This is a genomic window from Streptomyces sp. NPDC006294, from assembly GCF_042870895.1.
Taxonomy (GTDB): Bacteria; Actinomycetota; Actinomycetes; order Streptomycetales; family Streptomycetaceae; genus Streptomyces.
Window position 1 is genome coordinate 26,765 of record NZ_JBIAHV010000027.1, and the last position, 20,253, is coordinate 47,017.

18 protein-coding genes are annotated in these 20,253 nt (G+C 71.0%); 7 read left to right on the top strand and 11 right to left on the bottom strand.

Going from position 1 to position 20,253, the window contains the following annotated elements:
• Window positions 1-75: 75 nt before the first annotated feature.
• The 4 genes from ACFYOP_RS32510 to recX all read left to right on the top strand — a co-directional run bounded on the left by ACFYOP_RS32510 (window position 76) and on the right by recX (window position 3,895).
• Window positions 76-270 (top strand): DUF3046 domain-containing protein, encoded by a 195-nt coding sequence (locus ACFYOP_RS32510; protein ID WP_356899419.1) that lies wholly within the window; start codon window positions 76-78, stop codon window positions 268-270.
• 512 nt (window positions 271-782) lie between these two features.
• On the top strand, window positions 783-1,988 hold the full coding sequence (locus ACFYOP_RS32515; RefSeq protein WP_356899438.1) for an AI-2E family transporter: 1,206 nt from the start codon (window positions 783-785) through the stop codon (window positions 1,986-1,988).
• A gap of 200 nt (window positions 1,989-2,188) precedes the next feature.
• A complete protein-coding gene (recA, locus tag ACFYOP_RS32520; RefSeq protein ID WP_356899418.1) occupies window positions 2,189-3,319 on the top strand; it encodes a recombinase RecA in 1,131 nt (376 codons plus the stop codon).
• 3 nt (window positions 3,320-3,322) lie between these two features.
• Window positions 3,323-3,895, top strand: a complete 573-nt coding sequence (recX, locus tag ACFYOP_RS32525; protein WP_356899417.1) for a recombination regulator RecX — start codon at window positions 3,323-3,325, stop codon at window positions 3,893-3,895.
• 451 nt (window positions 3,896-4,346) lie between these two features.
• Here recX and ACFYOP_RS32530 read toward each other — a convergent pair whose 3' ends face one another.
• From ACFYOP_RS32530 to ACFYOP_RS32550, 5 genes are all read right to left on the bottom strand, one after another.
• Window positions 4,347-5,975: an FAD-dependent monooxygenase gene (locus ACFYOP_RS32530; protein WP_356899416.1), complete on the bottom strand. Its 1,629-nt coding sequence runs from the start codon at window positions 5,973-5,975 to the stop codon at window positions 4,347-4,349.
• Window positions 5,976-6,161: 186 nt separating this feature from the next.
• A complete protein-coding gene (locus tag ACFYOP_RS32535) occupies window positions 6,162-7,067 on the bottom strand; it encodes an amino acid ABC transporter permease (protein ID WP_356899470.1) in 906 nt (301 codons plus the stop codon).
• Window positions 7,064-7,732: an amino acid ABC transporter permease gene (locus ACFYOP_RS32540; protein ID WP_356899471.1), complete on the bottom strand. Its 669-nt coding sequence runs from the start codon at window positions 7,730-7,732 to the stop codon at window positions 7,064-7,066. The genes ACFYOP_RS32535 and ACFYOP_RS32540 overlap by 4 nt, the downstream gene beginning before the upstream one ends.
• Before the next feature lie 74 nt (window positions 7,733-7,806).
• Complete coding sequence (locus tag ACFYOP_RS32545) at window positions 7,807-8,649, bottom strand: glutamate ABC transporter substrate-binding protein (protein ID WP_356899472.1); 843 nt, start codon at window positions 8,647-8,649, stop codon at window positions 7,807-7,809.
• Between the two features lie 70 nt (window positions 8,650-8,719).
• Window positions 8,720-9,502: an amino acid ABC transporter ATP-binding protein gene (locus ACFYOP_RS32550; protein WP_356899473.1), complete on the bottom strand. Its 783-nt coding sequence runs from the start codon at window positions 9,500-9,502 to the stop codon at window positions 8,720-8,722.
• 288 nt (window positions 9,503-9,790) lie between these two features.
• Here ACFYOP_RS32550 and ACFYOP_RS32555 point away from each other — a divergent pair, with 288 nt between their 5' ends.
• Both ACFYOP_RS32555 and ACFYOP_RS32560 read left to right on the top strand, forming a co-directional pair.
• On the top strand, window positions 9,791-10,495 hold the full coding sequence (locus ACFYOP_RS32555) for a response regulator transcription factor (RefSeq protein WP_356899474.1): 705 nt from the start codon (window positions 9,791-9,793) through the stop codon (window positions 10,493-10,495).
• Between the two features lie 15 nt (window positions 10,496-10,510).
• Window positions 10,511-11,956 (top strand): HAMP domain-containing sensor histidine kinase, encoded by a 1,446-nt coding sequence (locus ACFYOP_RS32560; RefSeq protein ID WP_356899475.1) that lies wholly within the window; start codon window positions 10,511-10,513, stop codon window positions 11,954-11,956.
• Here ACFYOP_RS32560 and ACFYOP_RS32565 read toward each other — a convergent pair.
• Both ACFYOP_RS32565 and ACFYOP_RS32570 read right to left on the bottom strand, forming a co-directional pair.
• On the bottom strand, window positions 11,935-12,942 hold the full coding sequence (locus tag ACFYOP_RS32565; protein WP_356899476.1) for a TAXI family TRAP transporter solute-binding subunit: 1,008 nt from the start codon (window positions 12,940-12,942) through the stop codon (window positions 11,935-11,937). The genes ACFYOP_RS32560 and ACFYOP_RS32565 overlap by 22 nt on opposite strands.
• An 87-nt stretch (window positions 12,943-13,029) precedes the next feature.
• Window positions 13,030-13,701 (bottom strand): NAD(P)H-dependent oxidoreductase, encoded by a 672-nt coding sequence (locus tag ACFYOP_RS32570; RefSeq protein WP_356899477.1) that lies wholly within the window; start codon window positions 13,699-13,701, stop codon window positions 13,030-13,032.
• Between the two features lie 128 nt (window positions 13,702-13,829).
• Here ACFYOP_RS32570 and ACFYOP_RS32575 point away from each other — a divergent pair, with 128 nt between their 5' ends.
• Complete coding sequence (locus ACFYOP_RS32575; RefSeq protein WP_356899478.1) at window positions 13,830-14,825, top strand: LysR family transcriptional regulator; 996 nt, start codon at window positions 13,830-13,832, stop codon at window positions 14,823-14,825.
• Window positions 14,826-14,966: 141 nt separating this feature from the next.
• Here ACFYOP_RS32575 and ACFYOP_RS32580 read toward each other — a convergent pair whose 3' ends face one another.
• The 4 genes from ACFYOP_RS32580 to ACFYOP_RS32595 all read right to left on the bottom strand — a co-directional run bounded on the left by ACFYOP_RS32580 (window position 14,967) and on the right by ACFYOP_RS32595 (window position 20,211).
• Window positions 14,967-15,476, bottom strand: a complete 510-nt coding sequence (locus ACFYOP_RS32580) for a nuclear transport factor 2 family protein (RefSeq protein ID WP_356899479.1) — start codon at window positions 15,474-15,476, stop codon at window positions 14,967-14,969.
• Window positions 15,477-15,490: 14 nt separating this feature from the next.
• Window positions 15,491-16,435: an NAD(P)-dependent oxidoreductase gene (locus ACFYOP_RS32585; RefSeq protein WP_356899480.1), complete on the bottom strand. Its 945-nt coding sequence runs from the start codon at window positions 16,433-16,435 to the stop codon at window positions 15,491-15,493.
• Window positions 16,432-19,272 (bottom strand): non-ribosomal peptide synthetase, encoded by a 2,841-nt coding sequence (locus ACFYOP_RS32590; protein WP_356899481.1) that lies wholly within the window; start codon window positions 19,270-19,272, stop codon window positions 16,432-16,434. The genes ACFYOP_RS32585 and ACFYOP_RS32590 overlap by 4 nt, the downstream gene beginning before the upstream one ends.
• 168 nt (window positions 19,273-19,440) lie before the next feature.
• On the bottom strand, window positions 19,441-20,211 hold the full coding sequence (locus ACFYOP_RS32595) for a 4'-phosphopantetheinyl transferase family protein (protein WP_388453792.1): 771 nt from the start codon (window positions 20,209-20,211) through the stop codon (window positions 19,441-19,443).
• Window positions 20,212-20,253: the final 42 nt, after the last annotated feature.

The window sequence follows — 20,253 nt, forward strand, 5'->3', positions numbered from 1 at the left end:
CGACCGTAGAGCGGAAAATGCTTTCAGCAAGGAGGACGGGCAGGGCTGCACTCTCAGGAGCGGGATACTGAGGGCATGCGGTTGACGATTTTCTGGCAGCGCATGGCGGACCACTTCGGTGCGGCGTACGCGGACTCCTTCGCGCGGGACCATGTGATGGCCGAACTGGGCGGCCGTACGATCCATGAGGCACTGGCCGCGGGCTGGGAGGCGAAGGACGTGTGGCGGGCCGTCTGCGCGGCCATGGACGTCCCTGCGGACAAGCGGTGAGACGCGGGGCGGGGCAAGCGGTGGGATGCCGGGGCCGAGCGGTGAGACACCGGGAAGACGGCCTGCGGTCACCGCGGTGAGCCACACTGGGCCAGTGGCCGGCCGGGGGTGCCGGCCACCGGCCGACGGCCCGCGGCGGACCGACCGGTCTGCTTCGGACGGGGCCCTGGCCGTTTCGGTGGGGCCGGCCCGCCTCGGACGGGGCTGCCTCAGGCCCGCCCGCCTGGGTTCGGCCGCTCCCGATCTCCCCGAGCCCGACCATTTCCGACCGACCTCGCCCGGATCCGACCGTTTCAGACCGGGCCGGGCCGGACTGCACGCGCGACCGCGCACCACGAGACCACACGACGGGAACCGCTGAGGACATGACCGCTGACGAGAGGGCCACGCCGGACGTGGCCGTGTCGGACGAGGCCGCAGTGGGGATCCCCGCACAGGGCATCGCGGCGCCCAGCCTGCCGCCGGCCGCGCCGCCCCCCGGCTCGGGCGCCGACGGCGGCGTTCCGGCCCGGATGCCGCGCTGGCTGCCGCGCGCCCTGGTCCTGGCGCTGGCGCTCTACGCCTGCTTCCAGCTCGGCAGCTGGGCCTTCCACGAGCTCACCAGCCTCTTGCTCAACATCCTGATCGCCTTCTTCCTGGCGCTCGCGATCGAACCCGCGGTGGGGCGGATGGCCGCCCGCGGCATCCGCCGGGGCTTCGCCACCTTCCTGGTCTTCTTCGGGGTGCTGGCCGCCGGCATCGGATTCGTCGTCCTGCTCGGCTCGATGCTGGCCGGCCAGATCGTCCAGATGGTCGAGGACTTCCCCAAGTACCTCGACTCGGTCATCCGCTGGATCAACGACACCTTCCACACCGAACTGTCCCGGGTGGAGGTCCAGGACAGCCTGTTGCGATCCGACTGGCTGCGGGACTACGTCGAGAACAGCGCGAGCGGCGTGCTGGACGTGTCCGCCACCGTGCTCGGCGGGCTGTTCAAGGTGCTGACGATCTTCCTGTTCTCGTTCTACTTCGCGGCCGACGGGCCCCGGCTGCGCCGTGCGCTGTGTTCCGTGCTGCCTCCGGCCAAGCAGACCGAGGTGCTGCGGGCCTGGGAGATCGCGGTCGACAAGACGGGCGGGTACCTCTACTCGCGCGGGCTGATGGCGCTGGTCTCCGGGATCGCCCACTACATCCTGCTGGAGATCCTCGGGGTGCCGTACGCCCCGGCGCTGGCGGTGTGGGTCGGGCTCGTCTCGCAGTTCATCCCGACGATCGGCACCTATCTGGCGGGCGCGCTGCCGATGCTGATCTCGTTCACCATCGATCCCTGGTACGCGCTGTGGGTGCTGGGCTTCGTCGTGGTCTACCAGCAGTTCGAGAACTACGTGCTGCAGCCGAAGCTCACCGCCAGGACGGTCGACATCCACCCGGCGGTGGCCTTCGGCTCGGTCGTCGCGGGGACCGCCCTGCTGGGAGCGGTGGGTGCGCTCATCGCGATCCCGGCGGTCGCGACCCTCCAGGCGTTCCTCGGCGCGTACGTGAAGCGGTACACCGTCACCGACGACCCCCGGGTCCAGGGGCACCGCAGGCGCGGCGGCCGTCGGGCGCTCGCGCGGATGCGGAGCGCACTCCAGGGCGACTCCGTGCCGCTGCCGGCCGCGCCGTCGGAGCCTCCGGCGTCCCCCACGGCCCCGGGCGCGCCCGGGGCCGTGCCCCCGCAGACGGACGCCGGAGCCTGACCCGGAACCGTGCACGCCCCGGTTCGCGGGGTGCCGCGTGGTGCGCTTGACAGTAAAATCGAACATCCATTCTTATGGGATTCCGGCCCTCGTACCCACGAGTTATCCACAGGCCGGCCGGACGTCGGGGCCCATTGTCAGTGGCAGGGGTTAGCGTCTTTGACGTGAAGCGATCGACACAAGCAAATCGGGTGGAACCCATGGCAGGAACCGACCGCGAGAAGGCGCTCGACGCCGCGCTCGCACAGATTGAACGGCAATTCGGCAAGGGCGCCGTGATGCGGCTCGGCGAGCGGCCGAACGAGCCGATCGAGGTCATCCCCACCGGGTCGACCGCCCTCGACGTCGCCCTCGGCGTCGGCGGCCTGCCGCGCGGGCGTGTGGTGGAGGTGTACGGACCGGAGTCCTCCGGTAAGACGACCCTCACGCTGCACGCCGTGGCCAACGCCCAGAAGGCGGGCGGCGCGGTGGCCTTCGTGGACGCGGAGCACGCCCTCGACCCCGAGTACGCGAAGAAGCTGGGCGTCGACATCGACAACCTGATCCTGTCCCAGCCGGACAACGGCGAGCAGGCGCTCGAGATCGTCGACATGCTCGTCCGCTCGGGCGCGCTCGACCTGATCGTCATCGACTCCGTCGCGGCCCTGGTGCCCAAGGCGGAGATCGAGGGCGAGATGGGCGACTCGCACGTCGGTCTGCAGGCTCGGCTGATGAGCCAGGCGCTCCGGAAGATCACCAGCGCGCTCAACCAGTCCAAGACCACCGCGATCTTCATCAACCAGCTCCGCGAGAAGATCGGTGTGATGTTCGGCTCCCCGGAGACCACGACCGGTGGCCGGGCGCTGAAGTTCTACGCCTCCGTGCGTCTGGACATCCGCCGTATCGAGACCCTCAAGGACGGCACGGACGCGGTCGGCAACCGCACCCGTGTCAAGGTCGTCAAGAACAAGGTCGCGCCGCCCTTCAAGCAGGCCGAGTTCGACATCCTCTACGGCCACGGCATCAGCCGCGAGGGCGGCCTGATCGACATGGGCGTGGAACACGGCTTCGTCCGCAAGGCCGGCGCCTGGTACACGTACGAGGGCGACCAGCTCGGCCAGGGCAAGGAGAACGCCCGTAACTTCCTGAAGGACAACCCCGATCTCGCCAACGAGATCGAGAAGAAGATCAAGGAGAAGCTCGGCGTGGGCGTCAGGCCGCCCGAGGCCCCCGCGGCGGAGCCCGGTCCGGACGCGGCCGTCGCGGCGCCGGCTGCCGAGGACGCCGCGAAGTCGGTGCCCGCGCCCGCCTCCAAGGCGAAGGCGGCCAAGACGGCGGCGGCCAAGGGGTAGCACATGGCCGCCCGGCGTACCGAATGGCCGGGTGACAGCCCCGACTCGTCGAGGGCCGAGAAGGAGCTGTCGCCCAGGGACCCGGCGGAGCGGGCGCGTGCGATCTGCCTGCGCCTGCTCACCGGGACCCCGCGCACCCGCAAACAACTCGCGGACGCGCTGCACAAACGGGAGGTCCCCTCGGAGGTGGCCGAGGAGGTCCTCTCCCGTTTCGAGGACGTGGGACTGATCAACGACGCCGCCTTCGCCGACGCGTGGGTGGAGTCCCGGCACCACGGCCGGGGCCTCGCCCGGCGGGCCCTGGCACGGGAGCTGCGGACCAAGGGCGTGGACTCCGCGCTCATCGACGAGGCCGTGGGGCAGCTCGATTCCGACCAGGAAGAGGCGACCGCCCGGGAGCTGGTGGCGCGCAAACTGCGCTCCACCAGAGGCCTCGACCGGGACCGCCGCCTGCGCCGCCTGGCCGGGATGCTCGCTCGCAAGGGCTACCCGGAGGGCATGGCCCTGCGGGTGGTCAGACGCGCCCTGGAGGAAGAGGGCGAGGACACGACGGACTTGGACGAGGCGGGCTACTAGGCACCGGCCGGCCTTCGGCAGGCGCGGTCGGCAGTGGCCGACCGGGTGGCCGGCCGACTGGCGAATCGGCGGACCCATCGGTTGGCGGACTGGCAGATCGGTGGATCGGCCGGTGACCGGCGGACCCGCCGCGACCGGGCGGGCCGGTGACCGACCATCGACCGGTAACCGGCCAGTCTGCCGGACTGGCGGGAGTTCGCCGCGCGCCGGGTGGGTCATGCCGCCCCGGGCGTCGGTCACGATCGAACCGCCTCGCTCGGCTCTGCCCCAGGCACCCGGGGAGCTGGCGGGTGTCCAACGACGAGGACGGAACGGGGAGACAGCGCGTCGTCAGTCTGCCGTCGCGGACGCTCCGACGGAGCCATGTTCCCGCTGGCAGCGGCGCCTGGCAGCCGACCGGTCCGTCACGCCTCGCTACCGGCTCCGTCCCGCTCGCGAGAGCGCGAAGCGGTCAGGTTCCGGTGTCAGCCGTGCGTTCGGAGCCCGCCGGAGCCGGCGCGCCTCCTCGTGCGATGTCCGCGGCGGTGTGCAGTTCCGCAGGCCGGACTCCCGCGAAGGCGGCCACCAGGTGACCGTCCGGACGCACCAGCAGCACGGTGTGCGCGGAGGCGCCCGGGTAGCTCTCCGTCACCAGCAGTTCGGCCTGGACCGGAAGGCCGGACACGGCGGTCGCCAGCCGCGGCATGACGCCCGCCCCGACCCAGTGCCGCCGGTCCCACACCCCGGTGCCCGGCGCCACCAGTACGACGAGCAGCCGCCCCTGCCCCAGTCGGTCCCGCAGCCGGGCCGAGGTGCCGTCGGGAGCCGTGACCCGTACGTCGTCGACCGGCGAGCCCGGCCCCGCACCGCTGAGGGCCGGCGGGCCGGTGGGCGCCGGTGTGAGGGGGGAGTGGGCGTAGACGGGCGGAGCTCCGAGTGCGCCCTGCCCCAGATGGGCGTCGGTGAGCATCGCGTCGTGCTCCCGGGCGGCACCCGGCAGGTACATGCGCAGTCCGCCGCCGCTGCGCAGTATCGGCAGCGACTGGTCGGCGGCGCGCAGCCGCGCGGCGACGGCGGTGCGTCGTTCCGCCTGGTAGCTGTCGAGGAGCGTTTCCGATGCGCCGTGGTGCCACGCCTGCGCCAGCTTCCACGCCAGGTTGTCCACGTCCCGCAGACCTTCGTTGAGCCCCTGGGTGCCGACGGCCCCCATCAGATGGGCCGCGTCGCCGGCGAGGAAGGCGCGGTCCACGCGCCAGCGCCGGGCGAGCCGGTGGTGGAGGGTGTGGACGCCGGTGTCGAGCAGTTCGTACGGTGGGGCCTGGCCGCACCAGCCGGTCAGGGTGTCGCGGATCCGCGCCACCAGGGCCTCGGGTGTGACCAGTTCGCCGCGTGGCGGCAGGAGCCAGTCCAGCCGCCAGACGCCGTCCGGGAGCGGGCGCGCGGTGATCTCGGTGCCGCCCGAACTCCAGGGCGGCTGGCGGTGGAGCAACGCTTCGCCGGGCCAGGGCAGTTCGGTGCGCAGCGCGGCCACGGCGTGACGTTCCACCGCCGTACGGCCCGGGAAGCGGATGCCGAGGAGCTTGCGGACCGTCGACCGTGCGCCGTCGCACCCCACAAGGTGACTCCCGCGCCACCAAGTGGCCGAAGGCCCCCTGGTGTGTACGCCGACCCCTCCGGCGTCCTGCTCGAGCGAGTCGAGGCGGCTGTCGGTGACCAGCCGTACGAGCCGGTGCTCCCTGGCGGCCTCACGCAGTCCGTGGGCGAGACTGTGCTGGGGGATGTGCAGCGGCGCGGCGGGGCCGTCTTCGCTTTCGCCTGCGTCGTCGCCTCGGCCTTCGCCCAGGGGCAGCTGCCGCAGGTCCTGCTTGCGCAGCATCGACCGCCAGCCGGTCCACCGGACGCCCTCGCCGTGCACGGTTCCACAGCCGAGCCGCTCCACCAGGTCCGCGGTGTCCGGGCGGAGCACGACGGTGCGGGCGGGACGGGGTTCGGGTTTCCCGTTGGTCTCGTCGAGTACGACGGAGGGGACGCCCTGCGCCGCGAGGGCGAGGGAGAGTGTGAGTCCGACCGGGCCGGCGCCGACGACGATCACCGGGTCCACGGCGTGACTCCTCGGGCCCGGAGGGTCGTGCGGGAAAGTGCTCTTGGAGCCCGGTGCGCGATCACAGAACGTATGCAACCGACTGCCGGTGCCTGCGTCAAGCTGCGTCGAGCGACACCGTGGACGCGGTGTGGGGCGGTGGCCGTACGGCCACCGCCCCACACCGGTCGAACATCCGATGGATCGTCAGCCGCCCCGGCCGTCGTCGGTCTTGGCGACCCCGGGCTCCCCGACGGGCTCCTCCGCGCCGCCGGGCGCGGTCAGCACCGCGCCCGTGCTCCTCTTGCCCCGCCGCAGCCTGCGCTCCAGCCACGAGGCGAACGTGGTCAGGATCAGGTTGACGACGATGAAGATCAGAGCGACCACGATGAAGCTCGGGATGGTGTTCGCGTAGTTCGCGGACAGCGTGCCCTGCGCGCTGAGCAACTCGGCGAAGGCCAGCAGCGCGCCGCCGAGTGCGGTGTCCTTGACGATCACGACGAGCTGGCTGACCAGCGCCGGCAGCATGGCTGTGACGGACTGCGGTAGCAGCACGTTCGTCATCGTCTGGCCCTTGCGCAGGCCGATGGCCTTTGCAGCCTCCGACTGGCCCTTGGGCAGCGACAGGATGCCGGCCCGGACGACCTCGGCGAGGACCGAAGCGTTGTAGAGGACGAGGCCGGTGACCACGGCGTACAACGGGCGGACGTCGCTGCTGATGTTGGTGTAGCTCGAGTAGAACTCGTTTGCGAACAGCATCAGGAGCAGGACGGGAATGGCGCGGAAGAATTCCACGACCACGCCCGACGGGACGCGGACCCAGCGGTGGTCGGAGAGCCTGGCGATGCCGAAGATCGCGCCCAGCGGCAGGGCGATGACCATGGCGAGGGCTGCGGCCTTCAGCGTGTTGGCGAGGCCGGGAAGCAGATAGGTCGTCCAGGCCGGAGCCTCGATGAACGGCTTCCACAGGGACCACTCGAGCTGTCCGTGGTCGGACATGGTGCCCAGTACCCACCAGATACCGAGCGCCAGCGCGGCGAGGAAGACGGCCGTGTAGACGATATTGCGACGCTTGGCGCGGGGGCCGGGAGCGTCGTAGAGAACGGATGTCATCGCTTCACCGCCATGCGCTTGCCGACCCAGCCGAGGATGAGACCGGTGGGGAGGGTGAGGACCACGAAGCCGAAGGCGAAGATCGCCGAGATGAGCACCAGCTGTGCCTCGTTCTCGATCATCTCCTTCATCAGCAGAGCCGCTTCCGCGACGCCGATGGCCGCCGCGACCGTGGTGTTCTTGGTGAGGGCGATCAGCACATTGGTGAGCGGGGCGATGACCGAGCGGAACGCCTGCGGAAGCACGATGGTCGTCAGGACCTGCGTGAAGCTCAGACCGAGGGCGCGTGCCGCCTCTGCCTGGCCGACCGGCACGGTGTTGATGCCGGAGCGCACGGCCTCACACACGAACGCCGCGGTGTAGGCCGACAGGCCGAGGACCGCCAGCCGGAACGACAGCGCGTTGAAGTCGTCGGCCACCCCGAGCGTCATACCGAAGACATCGGCGAGGCCGATCGAGGAGAAGACGATGATCAGGGTCAGCGGGATGTTCCGGACCACGTTCACGTAGACCGTGCCGAACGCCCGCATCAGAGGCACTGGGCTCACCCGCATCGCGGCGAGGGCGGTGCCGAGCACCAGGGAGCCGATTCCGGAGAGGACGGTGAGTTTCACCGTCATCCAGAACGCCCCGAGCAAGTCGTAACCTTCAAGAAAGTCGAACACGATCTCCCGCGCTTCCGCGTGTGGGAGGGCCGGGCGCGCCGCCTTCAGGGGCGGCGCGCCGTCTCAGCCCTGCTTCACTTGACGATGTTGCCGATTTCCGGGGCGGGCTCGTTCTCGTAGTTGGCCGGGCCGAAGTTGTCCGTGACCGCCTTCTCCCAGGCCTTCTCCTGGACCATCTTCTCGAGGGCGGCGTTGATCTTGTCGACCATCTCCTTCTCGCCCTTCTTGACGCCGATGCCGTAGTTCTCGTTGCTCAGCTCGAGGCCGGCGAGCTTGAACTTGCCCTTGTACTGCGGCTGCGCGGCGTAACCGGCGAGGATCGAGTCGTCGGTGGTCAGCGCATCGACCCGGCCGCTCTGGAGGGCACCGAGGCACTGGGAATACGTGGGGTACTCCTGCAGCTGGGCCTTCGGGGCGAAGTCCTTCTTCACGTTCTGCGCGGAGGTGGAGCCGACGACCGAGCAGAGCTTCTTGCCGTTGAGGTCGTCGCCCTTGGCGACGTTGTCGTCGGCGCGGAGCAGCAGGTCCTGGTGGGCGAGGAGGTACGGGCCGGCGAAGTCGACCTTCTTCGCGCGCTCGTCGGTGATCGAGTACGTGGCGGCGATGAAGTCCACGTCGCCGCGGGCCAGCGCGGTCTCGCGGTCGGCGCTCTTCGTCTCCTTGAACTCGATGTCGCCCTCGGCGTAGCCGAGCTCCTTGGCGACGTACTTGGCGACGTCGACGTCGAAGCCGGTGAACGAGCCGTCAGGGGTCTTCAGGCCGAGGCCCGGCTGGTCGTACTTGATGCCGACCGTGATCTTCTTGTCGCCGCCGTCGGAGCCGGAGCCGCCGTCCTTGGTGTCGGAGCCACAGGCGGTGGCGGTCAGGGCGAGCGCGAACACGGCGGCAGAAGCGGTGGTGACCTTACGAAGGTTCATGATGACTTCCCTAGAATTTGACGCGAAGTGTCGGATCAGACGCGAAGTATGGAACCAGCTGATCCAGGACTCAGTGGTGAAGGATCTTCGACAGGAAGTCCTTGGCCCGGTCGCTGCGCGGGTTGTTGAAGAACTCGTCGGGCGTCGCCTCTTCGACGATCTTGCCGTCTGCCATGAACACGACCCGGTTCGCGGCGGATCGGGCGAAGCCCATCTCGTGTGTGACGACCACCATTGTCATCCCGTCACGCGCGAGCTGCTGCATGACTTCGAGGACCTCGTTGATCATCTCGGGGTCGAGTGCCGATGTCGGCTCGTCGAAGAGCATGACCTTCGGGTCCATGGCCAGCGCCCGCGCGATCGCCACACGCTGCTGCTGGCCGCCGGAGAGCTGTGCGGGGTACTTGTCGGCCTGCGCGGCGACGCCCACCCGGTCGAGCAGCGCCCGGGCCTTGGTCTCCGCCGCCTTCTTGTCGGCCTTGCGGACCTTGATCTGCCCCAGCGTCACGTTCTCCAGCACGGTCTTGTGCGCGAAGAGGTTGAACGACTGGAAGACCATGCCGACGTCCGCGCGCAGTCGCGCGAGCTCCTTGCCCTCGTGCGGCAGGGGCTTGCCGTCGATCGAGATGGCGCCGGAGTCGACCGTCTCCAGGCGGTTGATGGTGCGGCACAGCGTGGACTTTCCGGACCCGGAGGGTCCGATGACGACCACGACCTCGCCCCGGGCGATGGTCAGGTCGATGTCCTGGAGCACATGCAGCGCGCCGAAGTGCTTGTTCACGTTGCTCAGCACGACCAGATCGGCCGTGGGTACCGCGTCCTCGGCGTCCTTGGTCACTGACACTCCGCTCATCGGCTTCTTGCTCCGTCCTCCTCGGTTGGGAGGACCTTAGTCACGCACTGCGACCAGCGTCATTACATCTGAGGGGAAATTGAGCATAACGATCCGGCCTCAACCGGACACTATGCGTGAACGGGGTGGTGCGCTGCGATACCGGGTGGATAACGGAACCATCCGGTGCCCCGATGCCTCTTGACTGGGCGCCGGGAAATCCGACTTGATGCCCTGTGGTGTGTCGCGGGAAGGCCCGGACAACACCGCACGACCGAACCATGAACACCACACGACCGGAGGGGGGCCATGAGGCTGCTGCTCGTCGAGGACGACGACCACGTCGCCGCCGCCCTGTCGGCGGTGCTGGCCCGGCACGGCTTCGAGGTGGTGCACGCCCGTAACGGCGAGGAGGCTCTGCGGGCCGTCCTGCCCGCCACGGAACCGGGCAAGCCGCCCTTCGGCGTCGTCCTGCTGGACCTCGGCCTGCCCGACCAGGACGGTTATCAGGTCTGCGGCAAGATCAGGAAGCTGACCTCCACGCCCGTGATCATGGTGACCGCCCGCTCCGACGTCCGCTCCCGTATCCACGGGCTCAATCTGGGCGCGGACGATTACGTGGTCAAGCCGTACGACACCGGGGAGCTGCTGGCCCGGATCCATGCCGTCAGCCGGCGCACCGCCACCGACGACGCCGCCGCGTCCGCCGCCGACGAGGCGCTGCGGCTGGGACCGGTCACCATCGAGCTGCCCACCCGCAGGGTCAGCGTGGACGGCACGGCCGTACAGCTCACCCGCAAGGAGTTCGACCTGCTGGCGCTGCTCGCCCAGCGCCCCGGTGTGGTCTTCCGGCGCGAGCAGATCATCAGCGAGGTGTGGCGCACCAGCTGGGAAGGCACCGGCCGCACCCTCGAAGTGCACGTGGCGTCGCTGCGCTCCAAGCTCCGGATGCCGGCGCTGATCGAGACCGTGCGGGGCGTCGGCTACCGGCTCGTCCCGCCCGTCGGCGCGTAAGGTCCTCCTGCCCCGGTGCGTACCCGACTCCTTCCGCTGCTCATCGTGCTCATGGCCGGTGTGCTGCTGGCGCTCGGCTTTCCGCTGGCCGTGAGCGTGGCGGCGGCGGAGCAGCAGCGGGTCGTCGTCGACCGCATCGACGACACGGTGCGGTTCGCGGCGCTCGCCCAGTTCGTCACCGACCAGCCGCCCGCACCCGACGAGCGGCGCTCGACGCTCCAGGAGCAGCTCGACCGCTACCAGGACGTGTACGGGATCAGGGCGGGCGTCTTCTACCGCAGCGGCGACTCGATGGCCCGTGCCCCGGCCGACTGGTATCTGCCGTCGGACGGGGAGGGCCGCGAGGCGTTCCAGGAGGCGCTCACCGGCCGACGCAGCCAGGATCCGCCGCAGGTGTGGCCGTGGCAGCGCGGCGAGCGCCTCGTCGTCGCCTCGCCGGTCGTACGGGACGGGGACGTCATCGCCGTGGTGTTCACCGACTCGCCGACCGACCATCTGCGCTCTCGCGTGCTGCGCGGCTGGCTGCTGATCGTGGCCGGTGAGGGCGCCGCGATGCTCGTCGCGGTCGGCGCGGCCTTCCGGCTCACCGGGTGGGTCCTCAGGCCCGTACGCATCCTGGACGCCGCCACCCACGACATTTCGACCGGGCGCATGAACTCACGGGTCGCGGCCGGCAGCGGGCCGCCGGAACTGCGGCGCCTGGCCCGCTCGTTCAACGAGATGGCCGACAACGTCGAGGAGGTCCTCGAACAGCAGCGGGCCTTCGTCGCCGACGCCTCCCACCAGCTGCGCAACCCGCTCGCCGCGCTGCTGCTGCGGATCGAGCTGCTCGCCCTCGAGCTGCCCGAGGGGAACGCGGAGGTCGCCTCCGTGCGCACCGAGGGCAAGCGGCTCGCCCAGGTCCTGGACGACCTGCTGGACCTGGCGCTGGCCGAGCACGCCTCCGCGGAGCTGCGGCTCACCGACATCGGGGAGCTGGCCGCCGAGCGGGTCACCGCGTGGCGGCCGCTCGCCGAGGAGAGGGGCGTCCTGCTGTCGTCAGAGACCGCCGCCGTCACCGCCTGGGCCGACCCCGTGGCGCTGTCCAGCGCGCTCGACGCGGTGATCGACAACGCGCTGAAGTTCACCCCACCGGGTGAACAGGTGACCGTCGGCACGGCGTCGCAGGGCAACACGTCGACCATCGTCGTCGCCGACCGCGGGCCGGGCCTCACCGACGAGGAGCTGGTCCGGATCGGTGACCGCTTCTGGCGCAGCGGCCACCACCAGAACGTGAAGGGCTCGGGCCTGGGCCTGTCGATCTCGAGGGCGCTGCTGGCGGCGGGCGGCGGGTCCATCACGTACGCGCACCACGAGCCGCACGGTCTGCAGGTGACGCTCACGGTTCCGCGTACGCGGCCCGAGGACGCCTGCACCGGGGGCGTCAGGGGGCTGAGCGGTCAGGGCTTGACCGAGCGGTAGTAGCGCCGCGCGCCCTCGTGCAGCGGCAGCGGGTCCGTGTAGACGGCCGTCCGCAGATCGACGAGCTGCGCCGGGTGCACCGTGTTGCCGATGCGGTCCCGGCTCCTGATCACCGTGCGGGTGAAGCCCTCGGTCCGGGCCGGACTCATGCGCTCCATGGTGACCAGCAGATTCGCCACCGCCACCGTCTCGACGGGCTCTCCGCCCTGAGCCTGCGGGTAGGCGTCGGCCGGCATCACGGCGGAGCGGTAGTAGCTGGTCGGGTCGCCCGACGCGTGGAGCTTGGCGACCAGCTCGGGTCCCAGGGCGACCAGCCGGACGGGGAAGCGCTCGGACAGCTTCTGCACGGTGTTCGTGGGCAGCCCGCCGGACCAGAAGAACGCGTCGATGGCGCCCTTCTCCAGCTGGTCCGGCGCCGCGTTGATACCGGAGGGGAACGGAGTGATGTCCCGCTCGGGATCGAGGCCCGCGGCCTTGATCAGCCGGTCGGCCACCAGCCGGATGCCGGAACCGTCCTGGCCGACGCCCACCGCCTTGCCCCGCAGGTCGTGCACCGACCGCACCGGGGAGTTCTTCGGCACCACGAGCTGGACGTAGTCGTCGTAGAGCCGGGCGCAGCCGCGCAGCCGGTCGGCTTCCGGGAGCCCCTGGCGCTTGTACGTCGCGACCGCGTCGGCGGTGGCGATGGTGAAGTCGGCCTCGCCGGACGCCACCCGCTCCAGGTTCTGCTGCGAACCCTCGCTGGTGCGCAGATCTATCTCCACGTCCGGCATGTCCCGGGCCAGGGCCTCCTTCAGCAGCACGCCGTAACGCTGGTAGACGCCGCTGTGCGACCCCGTGCTGAGCGTCAGCTTCCCGCTCGGCGACGTCTGCCCCAGCGGCAGCAGCCACCACAGCAGCAGCCCGAGGATCACCAGGGCGGCCGCGGCACCCCGCAGGGCGCGGCGGCGGCCGAGGCGGGAGAGGACCGCGGGTGCCGGGAGCATGGCGCGATCCTGCCAGCTTCCTCCCCGTTCCGGCCAGGCAGGGCCGTGGAGCAGCCGTCCGCGCGGGTGGCCGGCGTACGGCGCAGGTCAGCGGCGGGCGGCCTCGCGGGCCCGCTCCACCGCCTCCTTCAGCGAGCCCACGGCGGTCTCACGGAACTCGGCGAGCCTGGGCACATGACCGGACTTGGTCATCTCCGAGTGCAGGAAGAGCAGGTCGTCGCAGAGCCCCACCATGGCGAAGGCGGCACGCAGATACGGTTCCTGGAAGTCCGAGTCGTGGCGGGGCGTCCCCGGGCCGTACGCTCCGCCCCGCGCCGTCACCACCACGACCTGCTTGCCCGACAGCGGCCCCTGCCCGGTCGTGTGGTCCACGATCATCGGCGGGATGGCGATGCGGTCGAACCACGCCTTGAAGGCGGACGGGACCGAGAAGTTGTACATGGGCAGTCCGATCACCACGGTGTCGGCCGCCAGCACCTCCTCGACGAGCTCCCAGGTGAGCGACCAGCTCCCTTTCTCCTCCGCCGTGACCGCCGCGTCCCGTGCGTCGCACAGGTCGCGGATGCCGGCGGTTTCCAGGCGCGTCACGACCTCGATCTGGGCCGCGTCCACGTGCGGCACCGGAGTCGCGGTGAGATCGCGGTGGAGGTGCTTGCCCGTGGGGTTGGCCGTCCGCCAGGCCGCAGCGAACTCGGCCGAGACCTGACGCGACACGGACTCCGGACGGGCGCTGGAGTCGAGGTGGAGCAGCGTTGGCATACGAGAACCCCATCTAGGAGGAATCGGACCGGGGGCCTTGTTATTCAACCGGTAAATGCGGTGTGAATCCCGTATGTTGGCGTGACGGTCGACGACGGCCGGCGTTAGAAGAAGTGACGGTGCGGACGGTGCTCGACATACGGAAGCTGGTGCTGCTGCGCGAGGTGGAGGCGTCCGGTTCGATCGCGGCGGCGGCCGAGGCGCTGAACTACACCCGCTCCGCCGTCTCGCAGCAGCTGTCCGCCCTGGAGGCCGAGACGGGCGTGGCGCTGGTCGACCGGGGGAGCCGGCGGGCCTGCCTCACCGTGGCGGGCAGGACCCTCGTGGAGCATACGGAACGGATCCTCGAGCGGGTCGAGGCGGCCGAGGCGGTGCTGCTCGCGGTGACCGGCGGCGTCTCCGGCGAACTGCGGGTGGGGGTGCCGTTCCACGAAGGGCCCGCGCTGCTGGTGCCCGTCCTCACCCGGCTGCAGGCCCAACATCCCGGCCTGCGGATCACCCTGCACGGCGTCGCCGCGTCCGAGGGCCGGGAGGCGGTCCGGCTCGGCCGGCTCGACGTGGTCATGGCCGCCCGCTACGACCAGGTGCCCCAGAACCCGGTGCCGGGACTGCACGAGGAACCACTGACGGACGACCGGGTCAGGATCGCGGTCGCCCCTGACGACGTGACCGCCGCCGGGGGCGGCGGGCCGGTGGGGCTCGGCGAGTTCGCCCACCGGCCGTGGATCCTCGACCCCGAATCGGGACTCGGCAGGCTCGCGCTGCACGCCTGCGCGGCGGCCGGCTTCGCCCCCGACGTGGTGGCCGACACGGGGGACATGCATGCCGCGCTCGGGCTGGTGTCGCTCGGCTGGGGGGTGGCCCTGGTCCCGGACCTGGTACCGGCCCGCCCCGGCTATCCGGTCCGCCGCATCCCCCTCGCCGAGCCCGAGCTCATCCGGCGGCTCTCCCTGGTGGTCAGGCGCGGGGCCCTGGAGCGGCCCGCGGTCGCGGCCGTGCTGGCGGCGGTGCGGGTGGCGACCGACACGCTGGAGCACGGCGGCGGGGCGGCGGCACAGCCGGAGGACGCCGTGCCGGAACACGCCGTGCCGGAGGACGCCGTGCCGGAGGACGCACGGCGATAGGGCGCAACGGCTGACGGCGGCCGGTGGGGGAACCGGCCGCCGAGCGTGGGGGAGCGGGGGAGCCGGCCGCCGAGCGTGGTGGAGCGGGGGAGCCGGCCGCCGAGCGTGGGGGAGCGGGGGAGCCGGCCGCCGCGGGCCGTGTCAGCTTTCGATCAGCCGGTGGAGGGCCGCCGTGTCGAAGATGTCCTCCATGCGCACGGCCTTGCCGTCGCGCAGCGTCCAGGAGTGCACGAACGACAGCGTCTCCGTACGCCCGCTCCTGGACGTCACCCGACGCGTGCCGAAGACCACCACCCGGTCCCCGGACTCCACGAACTCCTCCGGCTGCAGCCGCATCCCGCCCAGCACGTTCGGCACATGGGACAGGAACTGTCTTACGCCCGCGTGCCCGTGTTTTGTGCCGCCCAGCCCGTACACGGTCATCCCGTCGGGGTGGATCCACTCCACGTCGGGCGCCAGGGTCTCCAGCAGGGCCGCCACGTCCCGGGAGCCGAAGGCCCGGTACGCGCGCCGGATCAGCTCGAGATGGGGGCTCCGGCCGGGAAGGCCGGGCGCGCCGTCAGGGCCGTCCGTCCCGGCGGAGGGCAGGGGCGACACCGCGGGGCCGGGCTGTGCGACGGTCTGCGTACGGGTCAGGGATGCGGTCTGCATAGGGTGTGCGCTCCTCACCGGTTGACATGCTCGGGATACAGGCTTTCGAGGGTGCGGCGGATGCCGTCGCGCCAGCCGACCGTGCACGGCCCGGTCAGCTCCCTGCGCAGCGTGGGGTCGAACTGATAGGTCTCGCGGGTCACTTCACTCGGCACGAGCTTCGCCTCGATGCCCGTGAGCGCCTCCATGTGGCGGATGCAGTCGGTGATTCCGACGGGTTCGTCGCCGCCCCAGTTCACCAGTCGCGCTGGTGAACCGGCGGCCCGCCAGAGCGCGGGCACCTGCGCCACCAGGTCGTCGGTGTGCAGCAGGGAGCACCAGTTCTGGCCTTCGAGGGGCACCGGGATGGGCTCCCCGGCGAGCATCCGCTTGAAGTACAGCATCGGCACGCCGCCGTAACCGCCGGGCCCGTAGGCGATGTTGAGCCGCGCGATCGTGGTGGGCAGGTCCAGCACCCGGGCGAAGGCGCGTACGGCGCCCTCGGTCGCGATCTTGCCGACGGGGTAGGCGGGCAGCCAGTCGGCGACGCCGTCGACCGGGTCGGTCTCCGTGTACCGGTGGTCCAGCGTCTGCCGTGCGTACAGCGCGCCCGTCGAGACGAACAGGAACGCCTCGGCGGTGCGGCAGTGCGTCATCAGCCGGCCGGCGGCGACGGCGTTGACCTCGACGGCGGCGTTGAAGTCGCCGTCCTCGCCGCGGCGTACGGCGGAGTGGACGACGTGGGTGAAGTCCTCGGGGACGCCCTTGAGGCCGTCCCCCGAGAGGTCGTCCATGTCCCAGCGCCAGGTGGTGATCCCCCGCGCGGCGAGCTCCCGCTCGACGCCGGGTGTGCCGAAGCGGCCCAGGCACCAGACCTCGTTGTGCTCGGCCAGCGTCTCGGCGACCGGCCGGGCCACTTGCCCGGTACCGCCGGTGACGAGGATCTTCTTGCCCTTCAGCGGGGCTGCCGGCCCGTTCATCGGAGGCTCTCCTCCTGTGCGGCGGCGGCACGCGCCGCGGCTGTGCGGTCGGCGTCCACGAGGGCGCGGTCGAGCTCCCGGCGGAGGATGGACTGGAAGGCGGCCACGTGCTGGGGGCTCATCAGGGTGTAGTGCTCGCCGGGCACCCTGATGTAGCGGTTCTCCCCGGTGGTGTACTCGTCCCAGCGGCGCAGTTCGTTGTTCAGCCAGTCGTCGATGGTGCCGCGCAGCGGGACGGCGTAGAAGACGTTCATCGACGGCACCGTGCCGCTCGGCCGGTAGGAGCGGCCCAGGTCGGTCAGCCGGTTCGCCAGCTCCGCCCAGGCGCCGAACCGGTCGGCGTCGAGGTCCAGTTGGGCGAGTCGCTCCTGCGGGGCGAGGGCCAGCAGCCCGTCGACCTGCTCCTCGGGGGCGAGCGGGCGCAGCAGACGGGGCAGTTCACGGGACTGCTTCTTGTCGATCAGTGACAGGAAGAAGGCCAGATTGGCCGCGGTCTCCGCGAAGTCCAGCTCGTCCATGCGGTACTTGATGTGCGGCGGCAGGTTGAAGCTGCCGACGAAGTCGACCCGCTCGCCCTGCGACCGGAGGACCTTGGCGATCTCGAAGGCCACCACACCGCCGTACGAGTAGCCGGCGACGGCGTACGGGCCGTGCGGCTGCCGCGCCCTGATGCCCTCGACGTAGCAGTCCACCATCTGTTCGAACGTCGCGAACGGCTTCTCGTCCTCGTTGAACCCACGGGCCCGCAGCGCGTAGAACGGCCGGTCGCCCACGAAGTACTTGGCGAGGTTGACGAAGACCAGGACCTCGCCGACACCCGGGTGGACGCAGAACAGCGGGGTCTTGGTCCCGCTGGTCTGCATGGGCACGACCGGGTCGTACGCGGCCGGATCCGCGCCACCCGTCCCGTGCACCCGCGCCTCGCGCTCCGCGAGGTGGGTGGCGAGCGCGCGGACGGTCGGCGCCGTCATCAGGGTGATGAGCTGAAGGCCGCCGGCGCCGAGCCGCTGGGTGACCTTGCTGCGCAGCCGCAGGATGTCGAGGGAAGTGCCGCCCAGGTCGAAGAAGCCGGCGGTGGCGCTGACGGTGCCGGGGTCGATGTCGAACATCTCGGCGTAGATCTCCGCCAGGACCTGTTCGACCCGGCCCTCGGGCGCGGTGTAGCCGCCGAGCATCCGCAGGGTGAGGTCGGCGACGTGACGCCGCTGCGTCTCGTACGCGCCCGACTCCAGGCGCCGCCGCATCAGGGCGCGCTGGATCTTGCCGAGGCTGGTCTTCGGGAAGGCTTCCTTGGGCAGCGGCAGTATCAGGGAGGGGCGGAAGCCCCAGTGCATGACCACACTGCTGCGTACGGCGGTGAGCACCCGGTGAAGGGCCGCCTCGTCACCCGGCGGGAGGTCGGGGTGGAAGGCGATCACCAGCTGTTCCGTGTCGCTGCCCGCGGGGCGGACCGGGAACGCCGCGACATAGGAGGGGGCCACGGAGTCGAGCTGCTCGAGGACGGTCTCGATGTCGTGGCTGAAGTAGTTGACGCCGTTGACGATGACGCTGTCCTTGCTGCGGCCCACCAGGGTCAGGCGGCCCTCGTCGAGGCGGCCCAGGTCGCCGCTGCGGAACCAGCCGTCGGCGGTGAACGCGTCCGCGGTGGCCTGCGCGTTGTTGTGGTAGCCGCGCGTGATCACGGGGCCGGTGAGCTGCAGCTCGCCCACCTCGCCCTCGGGGAGCGGCCGGTCGTCGGCGTCGGCGATCCGGATCCGCAGGCCCTCGACCGGGGTGCCCAGGTTGGCGAACTCCTTGCCGCGGTCGACGTCGGGGAAGGCGGCGCGGGAGTAGACGCTGCCGGCGCAGGTCTCCGTCATGCCGAAGGCCGGCCAGAGCGCGTCCCGGGCGAGGCCGTACGGCGCCAGCAGGTCGAGGAACGCCTCGCCGGTGGCGCAGACGACCGCCTCGCCGCCGCTGATGATGTGGCGCAGCCGGCTCAGGTCGAGCGGTGCGTCCGCGTCGGCCTCCGTGGCCGCCTCCGCGAGCCGGTCGGCGGACGAATTGATCAGCCCCAGCAGAAAGTTGGGCGTGAAGGTCATGGTCACGCCGTGCCGCGAGACGAGCCTCAGGAACTCCAGCGGCTCGCCCAGGACGACGGGGGCCTCGACGTGGAGCTGCCGGGCGCCGATGGACAGTGGCAGCAGATGGCACTCCAGCAGGGCGGCCACATGGTCGAAGGAGACCCAGTTCAGCGTGGTGTCGTCGGCGCCGAGCCGGTGGTGGCCGTTCTTGGCGGCCATGGAGGCCAGCAGATTGGCGTGGCTCAGCATGACCGCCTTGGAGCTGCCGGTCGATCCGGACGTCAGCACCAGCACCGCGGTGTCGTCGGGCGCGGCCTGGTGGACGGCGGCGGGCCCGGCGGCGTACAGCCGGTCGAGCGGGGCGACGGAGAGGCCCGGCACCGGAGGCAGTTCGGCGGCGAGGGACTCACTCGTGACGATCAGCGGCCGGTCCAGCAGCGCGTCGACATGTTCCAGCTGTGCGGCCCAGCGCTCCGGATCGCCGCGGAGCGGCGCCATCGGGCACGGGACGTATCCGCCGAGCACGGCGCCCCAGAACGCGGTGAGGAAGTCCCGCGGGCGCTCGAGGATCAGGACGACCTTGTCCTGCGGCCTCAGGCCGCGGGCACGCAGCCCGGCCAGTACCCGGGTGGCGTCGGCCAGCAGATCCGGGTGGCTCTGGTCGGTGTACTCGGCGTCCGCCCCGCCGAGGCAGTAGCGGACGCCGGAGCGGGGGTGCTGTTCAGCGGCGCGCAGGAGGAGGCCGGCGATGCTCTGCGAAGGTGCGTTGTCCACGTTTGGTCTGTCTCCGTTGCCTCAGGGCACGGCGGGGAACGCGTCCCCGCGTGGCGTCGTAAGGATGTGCAGGATGAAGGACCTGACGAGAGTCGTGCGGTCAGCGGCGAGCGGGGGCGGGTGGCTGTGGGGCGCTGTTCGGTTGTGTGGGTCCGTGAGGGCGGGGCTTCAGCCGCGGAACGCGAACTGCCGGACGGTGACGTCCCCCCCGGTTCCCGAGGGCACCGCGACGGCCGCTGTCCAACCGTCGGGCACCGGCGTTTCGGCCACCTGCCAGGTGGTCGGGGCGGCGAGGACGTCGGTGGTCACCTCGGCCGGGCCCGGGGACCATGCGCGGGTCTCCAGCCGGCTCAGATCGGTCACGATCCCGACGCCGGCGGCCTTGAGCACCGCCTCTTTGCGGGTCCAGCAGCGCAGGAACGCCCTGGTGCGGCCCGGGCCCTGGGGCGCGGCGAGGACGGCGTCGTGCTCGCGGCGGGTCAGGACGTCGCCCGTGAGGTCCTCCACGGCGAGATCCCGGACCGCCTCGGTGTCCACGCCGACCGGGTACGGGGCGACGGCCAGCATGCCGAGCCCGGAAGAGTGCGAAAGGCTGATATGCCAATCGGTTTCAGGATGAACAACTGAGGGTGGTCCGTGTTTCTCGCTCCCGCACCCGGGACACGGGTTTCGGCCAAATGAAATCTTGGTGGCCGAGAGGCCGAAGAAACCGGCCAATATGCGCCTTACCGCAGCGCGGCAACAGATGTATTCGGCGGCCGCGTCGGCTGATTTGAGTTGCTTCAGGCGGGCCTGCTCCGCACTGTCGAGCAGGTCGAGATCGGCTCTGGCGTACGTACCCATCGGTACGTGCCACCACCACACCTGGGTGCCGGTGGCGAGCGGACCTGACGAAGTTGCACTGATGGAGTGGCGGATCGGTGCGCAGCGTGTGGTCACCCGGTGACCGTAGGCGTGAAACCACCCGTACGAGTGGTGAGT